General features: G+C 42.9%; 10 protein-coding genes. 1 reads left to right on the top strand and 9 read right to left on the bottom strand.

Features of this window, described 5'->3' with window-relative positions; translation table 11 throughout:
* Positions 1–36: 36 nt before the first annotated feature.
* From ACH0AB_RS07455 to ACH0AB_RS07430, 6 genes are all read right to left on the bottom strand, one after another.
* Positions 37–1,821 carry an acyl-CoA dehydrogenase C-terminal domain-containing protein gene (locus ACH0AB_RS07455; protein WP_406877767.1) on the bottom strand — a complete coding sequence of 595 codons (1,785 nt, stop codon included), beginning with the start codon at positions 1,819–1,821 and terminating at the stop codon, positions 37–39.
* A 157-nt stretch (positions 1,822–1,978) separates the two neighbouring features.
* A complete protein-coding gene (locus ACH0AB_RS07450) occupies positions 1,979–3,772 on the bottom strand; it encodes an acyl-CoA dehydrogenase C-terminal domain-containing protein (RefSeq protein ID WP_406877766.1) in 1,794 nt (597 codons plus the stop codon).
* A 150-nt stretch (positions 3,773–3,922) separates the two neighbouring features.
* Entirely contained in the window at positions 3,923–5,767 is a 1,845-nt protein-coding gene (locus ACH0AB_RS07445; protein ID WP_406877765.1) for a putative bifunctional diguanylate cyclase/phosphodiesterase, read from the bottom strand.
* 2 nt (positions 5,768–5,769) lie between these two features.
* On the bottom strand, positions 5,770–6,630 hold the full coding sequence (locus ACH0AB_RS07440; RefSeq protein ID WP_406877763.1) for a 16S rRNA (uracil(1498)-N(3))-methyltransferase: 861 nt from the start codon (positions 6,628–6,630) through the stop codon (positions 5,770–5,772).
* Between the two features lie 268 nt (positions 6,631–6,898).
* A complete protein-coding gene (gene bioA, locus ACH0AB_RS07435; RefSeq protein ID WP_406877762.1) occupies positions 6,899–8,290 on the bottom strand; it encodes an adenosylmethionine--8-amino-7-oxononanoate transaminase in 1,392 nt (463 codons plus the stop codon).
* Positions 8,291–8,590: 300 nt separating this feature from the next.
* Entirely contained in the window at positions 8,591–9,766 is a 1,176-nt protein-coding gene (locus ACH0AB_RS07430) for a helix-turn-helix domain-containing protein (protein ID WP_406877760.1), read from the bottom strand.
* 196 nt (positions 9,767–9,962) lie between these two features.
* Between ACH0AB_RS07430 and exaC the strand changes: the two genes are divergently transcribed.
* Positions 9,963–11,474, top strand: a complete 1,512-nt coding sequence (gene exaC, locus ACH0AB_RS07425) for an acetaldehyde dehydrogenase ExaC (protein WP_282840895.1) — start codon at positions 9,963–9,965, stop codon at positions 11,472–11,474.
* Positions 11,475–11,710: 236 nt separating this feature from the next.
* Here the strand turns inward: exaC and lldD are convergent, their stop codons facing one another.
* From lldD to lldP, 3 genes are all read right to left on the bottom strand, one after another.
* On the bottom strand, positions 11,711–12,859 hold the full coding sequence (gene lldD / locus ACH0AB_RS07420) for an FMN-dependent L-lactate dehydrogenase LldD (RefSeq protein ID WP_060994706.1): 1,149 nt from the start codon (positions 12,857–12,859) through the stop codon (positions 11,711–11,713).
* Between the two features lie 110 nt (positions 12,860–12,969).
* Positions 12,970–13,743 (bottom strand): FCD domain-containing protein, encoded by a 774-nt coding sequence (locus ACH0AB_RS07415; protein WP_406877759.1) that lies wholly within the window; start codon positions 13,741–13,743, stop codon positions 12,970–12,972.
* Positions 13,744–13,756: 13 nt separating this feature from the next.
* Complete coding sequence (gene lldP, locus ACH0AB_RS07410) at positions 13,757–15,430, bottom strand: L-lactate permease (protein WP_406877806.1); 1,674 nt, start codon at positions 15,428–15,430, stop codon at positions 13,757–13,759.
* Positions 15,431–15,895: the final 465 nt, after the last annotated feature.

Below are 15,895 nucleotides of genomic sequence, written 5' to 3'. Positions count from 1 at the left end.
GCTACTAGTGCCGATTTTTTTATGTTTAAGTAGGGATTAAGCAATGGTTGCCGCAAAATAATCGCGGTCAAACGCTGTGATGGGTTGGCTTGTTGCTTTTACCATCGCAATATGCGCATCTAAGCGTGGCAACATACGACCGACATAGTAGTCTGCTAATTTTGCTTTATTGGCATAGAAATCGCCTTCTTTGCCATTTGCCGCTTCAACCATCAAGCCAAACATATAAGCAAAGCTGACATAACCAAAGGCTTGTAAATAATCAACCGCACAGCCATTGATTTCGTCTTTGTTGACCGCTGCCGCCGCTACCACCGCTTTGGTTAAGTCTTCAAGTTTATCCGCTGATGTTAAAATCGCTTGTTTGATGGCATGGTTGGCGTTCATGTTATTGGCAAAGTCACGCATTTCTTGCACATACGTTGTCACAAACGCACCGCCGTTTTTCACCACTTTACGACCTAATAAGTCAAGTGATTGGATACCATTGGTCCCTTCATAAATTTGCGAGATACGGGTGTCACGTACGATTTGTTCCATACCCCATTCACGGATATAGCCATGACCACCAAAGCATTGCTGTGCATCAATTGACGCTTCAAGACCACGGTCGGTTAAGAATGCTTTAGCAACTGGCGTTAATAAGGCAACACGGTCATCAGCAGCTTTTCTTGCTTCAGCATCATCGGTATATTTGTTGGTATCAAGTTCTTTGGCGACATACATCGCAAAGCAGCGTGAGGCCTCACTGATGGTTTTAGCATTTAACAGCATACGGCGAACGTCGGCATGAAATACGATTGGGTCAGCGGCTTTGTTTGGTTCTTGGATACCGCTATCGGCGCGGCCTTGGATGCGGTCAAGGGTATAAGCTGTGGCGTTTTGATACGCTAACTCAGCGCCACCGATACCTTGTAACCCCATGGTCAAACGCTCATAGTTCATCATGATAAACATGGACGCAAGACCGGTATTTTCCGCGCCTACCATAAAGCCTTTGGCACCATCAAAGTTCATGACGCAAGTGGCTGACGCTTTGATACCCATTTTGTGCTCGATAGAGCCGCAGCTTACCGCGTTACGCTCGCCCAATGAGCCATCGGCATTCACATGGAATTTGGGTACGATAAACAATGAAATCCCTCTTGAGCCTGCTGGGGCATCTGGGGTTTTTGCCAATACCAAATGGATGATGTTGTCCGCTAAGTCATGCTCACCTGCGGTGATAAAAATTTTGGTACCTGTGATACTGTAACTACCGTCTTGGTTTGGCACGGCTTTGGTTTTGATGATACCCAAATCCGTACCTGCGTGCGGTTCGGTCAAACACATCGTACCTGTCCACTCACCTGAGTAGATTTTTTCTAAGTAGGTTTGTTTTTGTTCTTCAGAGCCTGCGTTATAGATACACATACACGCGCCACCCGATAGGTTTGGATAGAGCGCGAATGATTGGTTGGCGGTAAATACCATCTCTTCAGCGAGCATAGTCACCATTTTTGGCATGCCTTGACCGCCATGATTTGGATCGCCGCCCAAACCAATCCAGCCGCCTTGTGCGTATTCGTCAAATGCTGCTTTAAAACCAGCTGGGGTTTTTACTTTGCCTTCACCTAGATATTGTGCCCCTTCTTCATCGCCCGAGCGGTTGATGGGCAGTAACGTGTTTTTAGCAAATTTTGACATTTCTTCTAAAATCATATTGACCGTGTCGCTGTCAACATGGGCTAACTGTTCATTTTTTTGCCAAAAATCGGCTGCATTGAATACATCATTTAAGATGAATTTCATGTCTTGAATTGGCGCATTATAAATAGGCATATTATTTCCTTTTATGGGTTAGCTCGTAATTCGAAATGAGACAAATCCTTAGACAGCTTTTGCTACCTAAGGATTGAATAAAAAATTAAACTATCAATGATTCTATCATAATTTTATTACTACACTAGATAGCTTAACTAGATAGCTTAGTAAAAAATTAGAATTGGAATTCGTCAACGTCCATGCTCATGTATGGCTCAAGACCTGTATCAATACGTTTGACGTAAGTTAAGGTGCGAGGCAATAGTTTTGCAAAGTAGAATTGAGCGGTTTTGATTTTGGCTTGATAGAATTTGGTCTCAGTGGTGTCACCTTGGAGCGCTTGTTGAGCGACTAACGCCATACGCGCCCATAGGTAAGCAAGGGTGATATAGCCACTATAGTACATGTAGTCAACAGCCGCTGCACCCACTGCATCAGGATTTTCAGTGGCTTGCATACCAATGCGAGCGGTCAAATCGCCCCATTCTTTATTCAGACGTGCTAGTGGACGAATGAATTCACCCATCGCATCGTTGTCTTTGTTTTCTTCACAGAATTGATAAATCACTTTGCTAAAGTTAGCTAGCATTTTACCTTGTGAACCCAATACTTTACGACCTAACAAGTCGAGTGACTGGATTTCAGTGGTACCTTCATATAAACAAGCAATACGCGTATCACGTACGTTTTGTTCCATGCCCCATTCACGGATAAAGCCGTGACCACCATATACTTGCACACCGTGATTGGCTGCTTCATAACCTGTTTCAGTTAAGAAGGCTTTGGCAATTGGGGTTAAAAAAGACAACATTTGGTCAGCGTAAGCTTGTGATTCGCCTTCACCTTTAGTTACCACATCAGAGAATTGTGATAGATAGTAGACGAGGGCACGGCCACCTTCTGCAAACGCTTTACAAGTTAATACCATGTTGCGCACTGCTGGATGGACGATGATTGGGTCAGCCACTTGTTCTGGCGCTTTTGCACCGCTTAATGCGCGCATCGCAAGACGTTCTTTAGCGTAGCTTAAGCCACCTTGGAAAGCCAATTCCGCCGCAGTGAGACCTTGAATCGCGGTACCAATACGGGCGGTATTCATAAAGGTAAACATACAGTTTAGACCTTTGTTTTCAGGTCCAATCAAGTAGCCTTTGGCCTTATCAAAGTTTAATACCGCAGTTGCAGAGGCTTTGATACCCATTTTGTGTTCAATCGAACCACAGGTAACGGGGTTACGCTCACCGATAGAGCCATCTTCGTTGACATTGAATTTTGGTACGATGAATAATGAGATACCTTTGGTACCTGCTGGCGCACCCGGTAAACGCGCTAGTACGATATGGACAATGTTGTCTGCCATGTCGTGTTCGCCCGCTGAGATAAAGATTTTTTGACCGGTGATAGCGTATGAACCGTCTTCATTGGGTTCAGCTTTGCTGCGGATAATACCTAGGTCAGAACCTGCATGCGCTTCGGTCAGACACATGGTACCTGTCCACTCACCGCTGACGAGTTTTAACAAATATTTTTGTTTTTGTTCATCGGTACCGTGGTGTTCTAGCGTACGGATAGCCCCTTCAGATAGACCTGGGTACATTGAGAAAGACCAGTTAGCGGTACCTACCATTTCATTGACCGCTGAACCCAATGACAATGGCATGCCTTGACCGCCAAATTCTTCATCGGCACATAAAGAAGGAAAGCCTAATTCACAGTATTGTTTATAGGCTTCTTTAAAGCCTTTTGGGGTATACACATTACCGTTTTCAAAACGACAGCCTTCTTCATCGCCTGAACGGTTAAGGGGTGATAATTCTGCTTCTGAGAAGCTTGCACCTGCTTCTATGAAACTATCAATCGTTTCTTTATCCGTATGGGCATAGCTAGGAATGGTCTTGTAGTGATCTTCAAATTTTAATAATTCATGCATGACAAATTTCATATCACGAAGCGGTGCTTTATATTGCATACGATATCCTTGATTAGTGTTTTAAAAAGACAAAAAAACCTACCCCATTATTAAGGTTTTATCTCTCTAAGATAGGAAAATTTGACAAAGGTGACAAGGTACTATCATGACTATAGGGTCATAAAAAAATCTAATTGGTCAAATTAGAACTTATAGCAAATAGTTTGGTTTATAGTTGGCTTTGAGCCATTTAGTGGTATCTTGACCAGACATGGGTACACCAAAACCAAAGCCTTGAATCAAATCACAACCCAGGCTAAGCAAATATTCAATTTCTTCACGGTTAGAGACGCCCTCAGCCAAGGCTTTCATGGATAACGAATGCGCCATATCAATCACTGAGTTGACAATCACTTGTTTTTTTGGGTCTTGTAAAATATCCGTGATAAATAAGCGGTCAATTTTGAGCATATTAATCGGATATTTAATCAAATATTGCATCGCAGCAAAGCCTGTACCAAAGTCATCAATCGATATACTAAAACCATACTGGCGCAGTTTTGATAGCATCACCTGCGCTTTTAATTCATCATGAATTTTGCAGACTTCCGTGATTTCAAAACTGATTAATTGGGCAAGCCAACTATATTGCTGTATCGTCCCTTCAATAAACTCAATAAATTTGTCATTAATCAATTGACGACTATCAATATTGATACAGATGAGGCAGTTATAGCCCATCTCACGCCATGTCAAAATCTGCTCAATACAAGCTAAAACAATTTTTTCAAATAGCGCCTGCGATGACTTATCGAGCACCTCCGCCAAAAAATCGTTGGGATAGAGAAGTCCAAGGGTGGGATGCTCCCAGCGCACCAGCGCTTCAAACATCGGCATGTCAGGCTGTGCAAACTCTAACTTAGGCTGAAAGTAGGGCAAAATTTGCTGTTTTAATAATGCATTTTTAAAGGCACTGAGCAAATGAATGTCTTTAAAATTGCCTTTTTGCTGGTTGTCATCATACCAAACACAATCTTCATCACTGATGAGCCGCGCATGTTTTAACGCCGTGTCTGCTTGTAATAGCAATGTCTGAGCATCTTGGGTATGGGTTGGGAAAACCGAGGCGCCAATCGACAACCTTAAATAAATTGATTGGTTGTCAATGCTAAAAGGTAGGTCAAATAACTGTTTGAGCGCTGCCACGTAATAATGCGCGGCATCAAGGTGTTGTACCGAAATCATCGCCGCAAAACTATCACCCCCAAACCGCGAAAAAGTGACTAAACTGGCACCCGAAATTTTTAAGGATTTTACCCGTTTGACAAAACCTTGAATCAGCGTATTGGTATTTTCAATGCCAAGGCTGATGTTAAAAGACTGCAATTTATCAATATTGATGCGTAGCAATACCCCCATACACTCGCGCTGATTATCGGCTGTCTGGTAGTAGTCAATACAGCTTTTTAATTTTTCATAAAAGCTATCGTAATTGGGCAGGCCCGTTAATTCATCATAATTGTAGAGATGTAAGGTGTGGCTAAGCTGCGCATCTTTTTTGGTTAAATTGGTGAGTAACCCTACATACACCACCCGATTATCATCGACTTCACACACGGAGATATCTAGCCAAACCGCCACTTCAGGTGAATTGTGATAAGAAAGCACTAAATTGGTCGAAATTGATTGTCGATTATCCAGTTTGGTAATGATGGCGGCAATCGCTTGCTGTAAGTGTGGGGCGTAGGTCTTATACGGATAAAAATAAAACGGGCTACCTAGCACCTGATCGCGTGGCAAGGCGGTAATGTTTAAAAATTGCTGATTGACACAGATAAAACGTAGCTGTTCATCAAGCATAAAAATGCCATCATGGATTTTTGAAAAAACCGAGGCAAACACCGCATTTTGATGTTCAAGCGAAATTTGTTGATCAAAAAAATGGCTATCGACAATAAACCCATACTGACTTAACTCATCATGACAAAACTTGTTAGCACCCGTAAAGCAATCACGATGGTCTATCGGCATGACTGGATCATTATTCGATGACATGATTATTCCTGTGCAAGGGTCAAAGTTTGATGTAGCGTCAACAATGAAGACAATGCGACGACAGGGGCTGTCTCAGTTCGTAGCACACGCTCGCCAATTTGCCAAGGCATAAAATCTCGCTCGATAGCTTGCGTTATTTCTTGCTCTGAAAACCCACCTTCTGCCCCAATGAGTAACCAAAATTGGGCTAAAGTACACTGTCTAAACTGGTTTGTTATATGAGGTAGTGGGTTGGTATAGGGCGTGATGGGTTCAATATCGTTATGCTCAATGTCGTTACCTTCAATTTGATTACAAGGTGGCACTACGCCACTGTCATCAGGAGGAACGGCTAAAATTAATTTGGTCACGTTGGTAGAAGTGGGCACGCCTGCTGGCTCATCAATCCAGTCGCTAACAGCTTTTGGTGCCAGTAAGTTTGGCACGATATTAAGCCCACATTGCTCACAAGCCGATACCGCAATCTGCTGCCAATGGGCGAGCTTTTTATCGGCTTGGTCTGCTTTTAGACGTACTTCGCCATGTTGGCTTGTGAGCAGTTGAATCGATGACACCCCAAGCTCTGTGGCTTTTTGAATCGCATAATCCATGCGCTCGCCACGGCTCATAACCAAGGCAATGTTGACAGTAAATGGCAAAGCTCGATTGATTGGATTAAAATCGTTGATGGTAACGAGCGCTTGTTTTTTAGTGACATCCTTTAAAGTGACGGTATATTCACCACCTTGACCATCAAAAAATAACGCTTGCTCGCCCATACTTGCTCTTAACACTTTACACCAATGATGAAAAATATCTTCGGTCAAAGGCACAGTGCTGCCAACTTGTAGCAAATTTGGTTGGTTATAAAAAAATCTACGCATAAATCATCTAAGTGAGTTTCACTATTCAGTTAAGTTAAGTGGGTTAAGATGCCTACAAAAGTTAAATATTTTTTTGACGATAATCTCATTGATTATACGTTAAATACGAGCAATGTAGGCATAAGCTGTGAATTTTAATACAATTTTTTATAATACTGTAAGAATTGAACGTTTGTAATAAATCTTAGCTTTTGAGGACTGATGATAACAACAAACATTTATTTATAATTAGTTAGTTCGTAAATTTTATGAGACGTTAGTAAAGGTGTTAAGGCAAATCAATCGCTTGAGACGAGCCTTGGGGGATTTGGGGGAGATTGTCACAAAGCTTTTGCAAACAATGATTTAATATGCCAAAGATGTGCCCAATCTCCGCTGGGGTCGTGCAATAAGGTGGAATAAGATAAACATGATTGCCAATCGGACGAATCATCACGCCTCGATCAAGGCATAACTGGGTAAAGGCTTTGCCCAAATTTTGAGAAAAATCCAAGGTAAAAGCTGCAATCATGCCGGTTTGACGTACAAACTTTATGGGCAAATTGGCATCAGCTAATTGCTGTAAGCCATCAGCCATCGCTTGGATAAGGGATTGGTTGTGTAGCAAGACATTATCGCGTTCAAACAGTTCAAGCGACGCCAAAGCCGCGCTACAAGCCAATGGGTTGCCAGTAAAACTATGAGAATGTAAAAACCCTTTTTCCACTTTGTCATCATAAAATGCTTGGTAGACATCATCGGTTGTCATGACGCAAGACATTGGCAGATAGCCTGCCGTTAGACCTTTTGATAGACAGATAAAGTCAGGGCAATAATTTTCTTGTTTATCCGCATCTGCCAACGCCAGCATTTGCTCTACCGCAAACATAGTACCTGTACGACCAAAACCCACGGCAATCTCATCATATATCACATGGATGTGATAATGGTGCGCAAGTTTGGCAACGCCAAGTAAATAATTAGCAGAATACATCGCCATGCCAGCCGCCCCTTGTACCAAAGGTTCAAGGATAATGGCACAGATATCGCGAGATTTTTCTGCCAAGATGCATTCTAGTGCATCCAAGCTTTTTTGCTCATAAAGCTGCGCTGCGATAGCGTCAGAGCTGAAAATATGCGCGGGGGAAGGAATACGAATTTGACTGACAATCAAATCTTTGTATTGTTCACTAAACAGCGGGATGTCTGTCACCGCAAGACTGCCAACGGTTTCACCGTGATAACCGTGTTCCAATGAGATAAATTTGGTTTTTTGCGTTTGCCCTGATTGCTGCCAGTACTGCAAACTCATCTTAAGCGCGACTTCCACCGCCCCTGAGCCACTGTCGGCAAAAAAAGCTTTGGTGAATGATGTGGGCGTGATGGCAACCAATTTTTCTGCAAGCGTCAAAATCGGCGGATGAGTGACACTAGCGATTAAAGTATGCTCAAGCGTATCGAGCTGCTGTTTTATTTTTTCGTTGATAAAGGGATGGCAATGTCCATGCAAATTAACCCACCATGAGCTAATCATATCGTAATAGGCGTTACCGTCCTGATCATATAATTGATTGCCTTGAGCTTTGACGAGGTGGAGTGGGGGATTGTTTTCAAGGGCTTGCATCTGTGTGCAAGGAAGCCATAACGCGTTATTCATAAGGGTCTCAAAATTTTTTGTCACATTGTAGCACTTTTCACCCAAGAAAAAACGCTTGAAATCGCAAGCCTTCTAATGCTATGAGTGATAATGATAATAATAGGAACGTTAATTGTCACAGAATTTACGTACTATAAATTTTCGATAAAAAATACAAAAGCATTACCACCCAAAAGTGCATAAAGGCATGCTATCTTTTATCTTGACAGGTCGATGGTATTGCAGCAATGCTTGCACGGACAGCGCCTAGACAGGATAGTAAAGCGGGAAATAACGAAAAGTGCATGATTAGGGGAAAATTGAGGGTTAAAGAAAAATTGATAGTTACCGATTTGACAGTACCTCTAAATGTTGGTGAATCGAGAGGTTATCTGGCATTAACTCAATCAACCTTTCTATAGCGTCGCTAGCATCGGGGCAATTTGACAAATGCATGAGTAATAAGTCAACCTGATCTGAATGATAAATGGCTTGGCTCAAGCGAGCTTCTAAACAGGTGCGCCAAGTGCATAAAAAAGGGCTTTCAGTTTTGCTAAAAAATATGCCGGTATATAATTTGATGGCCGCTTCTAAATAACCTGCATTTAATGATTGTTCAACCCGTAAAAAATCACCATCAATGGGCATTAATAGGCGGTACGGACGAGAACCCAATAAACCAGTAAGTGTATCACGTAACTGCGACATTTCAGTCTTTAGCGTACCTTGTGACACTTTACGCTCACCATAGATCGCTTGGTGTAAGGCATCTAAACTCATGCCTTGGGGACAAAGTGCTAACACTGTCAATATCTCGACTTGCCGAGGGGTCAGTCGCAAGGTTTTGCCATTGAATATGACGCTGGGTTCATTAAATCCTTGAATATACAGATAGTGTCTTTGGCACTCATTCAAAGCGGATTGTAAAATACTGGCACAGCGTTCAGCAGCAAATATGCCAAAATTATTGTGATTTTGCCAAGTGGTCGATAAATCCAGTACGCCAATGACCTGTTTGGTATGCGGTTCAATGATAGGCGTGGCGTAACAGACCCATTCATGAACCGAAGGCATATAATGTTCATTAGAAAAAACACAAGTTGATTGCTGCGTTTTTAGCGATAATGCAAGGGCATTTGTGCCAACTTGGCTTTCCCCCCAGCATCCGCCTTCGATGAAGTTAACCGCTTCTGCCGCTTTTTGCATAGACTTACTGGCAGTCGTCCAAATAATCGTACTACCGATATCAGCCACAGCCATCACCATGGAGGATTGCAAGGTGATATGTTGTAATTGATTTTGACAATAGCCTAAGGCTTTTTTTAGATAATACGATTGCTCGCTTTTGGTGGCGTTAATGGGTGCTTGTTGGCGCTCAGTTGGAATGTTAGCATTGTCTGAGCGGTGCCATGACTGGACAATACTTTGTTGGATAAGATCTGCATTATTATCGGTAAAGGTAATGTTAAAACGCTTCTTATCAATCCGATGCCTTTGCTCTAACAGTCTATTTTTATTCATATTTTAAAATATCCTAATTCACTAACCAATCCTTGGTTTTTAAAATAAGCTATCCTCAATAGTATAATGTGCCTAGCGTATTGTAAAGAATAATTAAACACCTACCTTTTACCTACCGTTTCTGTAATAATATGAATGTGTAACCACCAACTGCACGAAGCAGTTTATCTACCAACTGACAAAAGGAAATGTCATTATGCGTTATGCTGACCCTAATACTGACGGTGCTAAAATCAATTTTAAAGAAAAGTATGACAACTTTATTGGCGGCCAATGGGTTGCGCCGGTTAAAGGTGAGTACTTTGATAACATCTCACCCGTCAACGGCAAGCCCTTCGCCAAAGTCGCCAAATCAAGTCCAGAAGACATTGAACTTGCACTTGATGCCGCCCATAATGCTAAAACTAAGTGGAATGCGGCTTCACCCACAGAGCGCTCTAATCTATTATTAAAAATCGCAGATCGCCTTGAGCAAAATATTGAGTTATTGGCAGTAGCTGAAACGTGGGAAAACGGTAAAGCTGTCCGTGAAACCTTGGCTGCGGATATACCACTTGCCATTGACCATTTTCGCTACTTTGCCGGTGCAATTCGCGCGCAAGAAGGCGGTGTTTCACCCATTGATGATGACACGGTCGCTTATCACTTTCATGAGCCTTTAGGTGTGGTTGGACAAATCATTCCTTGGAACTTTCCAATTTTAATGGCTACCTGGAAAATCGCGCCTGCACTAGCCGCGGGTAACTGCATTGTCTTAAAACCCGCCGAGCAGACGCCTGTGAGCTTATTGGTGCTTGTTGAATTGATTCAAGATTTGCTACCAGCAGGTATTTTAAATATCGTGAATGGGTATGGCGAAGAGGTGGGTAGTCATTTAGCTAGAAGCCCACGAATCTCAAAAATTGCCTTTACTGGCTCAACCCCTGTCGGTCAGCTTATTATGAAGTATGCGACAGAGAATATTATTCCAGTTACTTTAGAGTTAGGCGGTAAATCACCCAATATTTTCTTTGCCGATGTCATGGATAAAGAAGATGATTACCTAGAAAAAGCGCTTGAAGGTTTTACGATGTTTGCGCTCAATCAAGGTGAAATATGTACCTGTCCTTCGAGAGCCTTAGTGCATGAAAGTATCGCCGATGCCTTTTTGGCGAAAGCCGTAGAACGGGTAAAACGTATCAAAACAGGTCATCCATTGGATACGGAAACCATGATTGGTGCGCAAGCCTCTCAGGAACAACAAGACAAAATCTTAGGCTGTATTGCTACAGGTAAACAAGAAGGCGCCGAGCTTTTAACCGGTGGTAATGCAAGACATGAGGTGGGTGAAGGTTATTATATCGAGCCGACGATTTTTAAAGGCAACAATGATATGAAAATCTTCCAAGAAGAGATTTTTGGCCCAGTACTGTCTGTGACAACCTTTAAAGACTTTGATGATGCCATGCGTATTGCCAATGATACTATGTTTGGTTTAGGTGCTGGCGTGTGGGCACGTAGTGGCAATACTGCTTACCGTGCAGGGCGTGCTATTCAAGCTGGGCGAGTATGGACAAACTGTTACCACATTTATCCAGCCCATGCCGCATTTGGTGGTTACAAGAAATCAGGCATCGGGCGTGAAAACCACAAAATGATGCTAGAGCATTACCAAAATACCAAAAATTTACTGGTCAGCTATTCTGAAAAACCGATGGGCTTCTTCTAGAATTTGATAGGTCATAAACAACAAAAACCGCTCTCATAGAGCGGTTTTTTTATCGAAAATAAAAAATATCAATATTAAATTCATTTACCATCGCTCAATCAACCACTGATCATAAGCGGTTATTGCGCCATGAAGTTGATAAATTTATTGCACTTAGTTCAATCATCAAATCTTAGCATTTACCAAAATCAAAAATATCATGGAGACGCTAAGGTTGACTAGTCACTGTCAGTCTATCAAGTCACAGTACTAAAATCTACTAAACAGTCTCGATTGATATCTTGAATTCGGTTTGCACTGGTCAATGTCATTGCCACGCGCATTTCTTTGTCTATCAAGTTGAGTAAATTGGTTACCCCAGCCTCACCATCGGCGGCTAACGCATAGATAAACGCACGTCCTAACATACATAAATCTGCCCCCAATGCCAACATTCTCACCACATCTAAGCCATTACGGATACCCGAATCGACCAAGATTTTGATATCACCTTTAACAGCATCGGCAATTTTGGGTAGGGCAGTGGCAGTTGACATCACCCCATCAAGCTGACGTCCACCATGATTGGAAACCACAATACCATCAGCGCCAAAACGTACCGCATCTTTGGCGTCTTGTGGGTCAAGAATACCTTTGATGACCATAGCGCCATCCCAAAAATCACGAATCCATTCTAAGTCTTTCCAAGAAATCGAGGGATCAAAGTTATTACCAAGCCAACCGATATAATCTTCTAATCCGATTGCTTTACCAAGATATTTAGAAACATTACCCAAGTCATGGGGTCTTCCTAGCAATCCCACGTTCATTGCCCAGTGCGGATGGGTGCATGCTTGTAGATAGCGGCGCATGGCGGCATTGGGTCCACTCATACCAGAGTGCGCATCGCGATATCTCGCCCCAGGTACAGGCATATCGACGGTAAACACCAGCGTTGAGCAGCCTGCCGCTTTGGCACGCTCCAGCACATTTTGCATAAACTTACGGTCACGCAACACATACAGCTGAAACCACATAGGGCGATTGATTTTTGGGGTGACTTCTTCGATAGGGCAGACTGATACCGTTGACATGGTAAATGGAATGCCTTTTTTGTCGGCAGCCATGGCTGCTTGGACTTCACCACGGCGAGCGTACATCCCTGTCAAACCCACCGGCGAGAGCGCCACAGGTAAAGACAGCTGTTCACCAAAAATCTCAGTAGATAAATCAAGCTGCGTCATGTCTTTTAATACCCGCTGACGTAAGGCAATACTCGATAAATCTTCAACATTACGTTTTAGGGTGTATTCTGCATACGCGCCACCATCAATGTAGTGGAATAAAAAGGGGGGTAAACGGCGGCGAGCCGCTTCTCGGTAATCATTGGCAGAAGAAATAATCATAATATCCCTATCTTAACTATGTTATTAATGGTAGAAATAGCCACGTGCATTCAAAACTGTTTACACTAAAGTACGTTTATAAAATGCGCCTGCATTAACAGGCATCTGTATTAAAAAACATCAGTGGCCAATCGGGAAACTCGCTGTCTGCGAGCTGTTGCCTCATCGATTTTGGCAACCTGTTTTATCACAAACTCAATATGCTCGCCCACGGCTTTGCGAGCTAACTCACTATCACGCGCGATAATTGCATTCATCATCGCCATATGCTGCGTGTGTAGGGTTTCAAAGCCATAATGCTCGGTGTAAATTTTTCGCCGAGCTAATACCACGTTATGTCTCATTAGGTGAAAAACATTTTTCATCATCTGCAACAATACCGCATTTTGGGAGGCTTCGGCAATCGCTAAATGAAAATTGGCATCGGCAATAGCAGCTTGTTCGGTATCGCCATGCGCCTGACTGTTTGCTAACTGCTCGTAGTAAAAGCGGATTTTTTCAATGTCTTGTTTTGTAGCTCTTTGGGCAGCGTACCAGGCTGTACCGCCTTCTAGTACAATTCTTGCTTCTTGCACATCAAGTCGATACAGGGGATCGGCATCTAATAACGGGGTTAGTGTCTGTAATATCAGACTATCAGACAGCGCCACAAGAGGTTGGCTCTGTTTAATTTTTTGCACATCTTTGACAAACGTTCCCGACCCAATACGACTTTCGGTAATACCGACACTATTCATCTGCTGTATCGCTTCACGCAGTGCGGTACGAGATACACTTAGTCGCTCACACAAATGGCGCTCGGCAGGCAATCTATCGCCATTTTTTAGCCCTTCCCGGTCTATTAGCGAAATTAATTGTTCAATAACCTGCGTTGCAACCTTCATACTTTACCCATCATTATCCGTGTGGAATCATCCAAGGCACAACATACGCTTGTAGCGTAATGAGCGCGCCCATCATAATAGTAAAGATAATACTATGTTTGACGGTAAATCTGAACAAATCCGACTCTTTACCCACCAAACCTGTGGCGGCACAGGCAATGGCAATGGATTGCGGAGAAATCATTTTACCAGTCACCCCACCTGAGGTATTGGCTGCCACTAACAACACCTCAGGCACACCAATTTGCTGAGCGGTGGTGGCTTGAAGAGCGGCAAATAACGCATTGGCTGAAGTGTCTGAGCCTGTCAAAAATACCCCTAACCAACCCAAAAATGGTGAAAAGAAGGTAAAAGCTTTGCCCGTGTGCGCCAATGCTAACGCTAATGTAGCAGACAACCCAGAATAATTGGCGATAAACGCAAACGCCAACACCATACCAATAGAATAAATCGGGGTGCGTAGTTCTTTAACGGTCTCGCCAAACGTCGATAACGCTTCTTTGGGACGCATTTTTAGCATCACGATGGAGATAATCGCCGCAAGCACGATGGCAGTACCTGTTGCCGAGAACCAATCAAATTTATAAATTGCGGCATAGTCGGTAATTTTGGTGACAACTGGGGGCAATTTTTGTACTGCATTGTGCAAATACGGCACATTGATACTCATCACCATATCGACCAACGCGCCATCAGGATGACCATCTTTGCCTTTGACAAACAAATCTTTAAACGGCTTAATACTCCACAACGACACCATCGCGGTCAAAATGGCAAACGGCATCCAAGCTTTGATGATTTGAGCGGGCGAGTAATGGGTGGTTGGCAACGGTGCTGATACGCTTGTGGTATCACCCATCTGATTTTTGCCCTCGACTTGATTTTCAAAACGGAACACATGCTTGGGCTGCCACACTTTAAATAGCAACGTCAAACTAATTAACGAGGCAATAGCAGCGGTAATATCAGGCAACTCAGGTCCAATATAATTTGAGGTCAAAAACTGCGCAATGGCAAATGACCCACCACCGACCACAATCGCTGGAAAGGTTTCACGAACCCCGCGCCACCCGTCCATAATCGCCATAATCCAGACTAATACAATCGGCACAATAAAAGGCAACTGACGTCCGACCATTTGGCTGATGGCATGGGTTTCTACCCCAGACACTTGTCCTGCCACAATGATTGGAATTCCCATCGCACCAAAGGCAACAGGGGCCGTATTGACGATGAGGCAAAGTCCAGCCGCATATAAAGGCTTAAACCCTAATCCTACCAATAACGCCGCCGTGATAGCCACGGGTGCACCAAAGCCTGCTGCGCCTTCCAAAAAAGTACCAAAGGCAAACCCGACCAATAACATCTGTAAGCGTTGGTCTTCGGTCAGCGATAAAATACTGGAGCGGATAATATCAAATTGCCCTGTTTTTACCGTGACTTTGTATAAAAATACCGCACCGATAATAATCCAGGCGATGGGCCAAAGTCCGTAGAAGAATCCATAAATCGCGGATGATAGCGCTAATGTCACCGGCATTTGGTATAAGAATAGGGCAACAAGCAACGCCAAAACAACGGTAATAGTGCCTGCAACACTACCTTTTAAACGAAATACCGCCAAGGCTAGAAAAAAGAAGATAATTGGGATAAGGGCAATGGCACTTGAAAGCCAAATATTACCCATGGGATCATAAATTTGTTGCCAATGTTGCATCATTTCCTCCATGAAATAATTGGTATTACCAAAATAGTCTGAGTATCAATAATTGGTTAAATAATAAAGAAAATTACGCTTTAATTCAATTAAATTTCAAAAAAACAGTGATATTTATACGGTTTTTTGTAAATTGGTAATACCAATTTTGATAGTAATATGACTTGTTGTGTGAACGGATACAAAAAAGCTTGGTATTGAAGTCAGCAGAGTTTCAAATTTTTGCTATCGGGCTGCGTGATGAAAGCTACCCAGTGTTTTGCTGTATGGTTGACAGCATAAGCCGTGAGGGACATAGCGCAAGTAGCGTCCTTTATTTTTTCAAAAGCCATCAAGTAAAGTAACTTTTTGCCTAAGGTAACCCCAGTTCGACATAAGCTATACCCTAAGGCTTTGAATTAGCAAGCAATCTTAGCGACGAAAGGTTCAATCAGC

The sequence above is a fragment of the Moraxella sp. 179-F 1C4 NHS genome (assembly GCF_045370505.1).
GTDB lineage: Bacteria > Pseudomonadota > Gammaproteobacteria > Pseudomonadales > Moraxellaceae > Faucicola > Faucicola tetraodonis.
The sequence above is the reverse complement of the archived record's forward strand: the minus strand, read 5'-3'. Positions and strand labels throughout refer to the sequence as shown.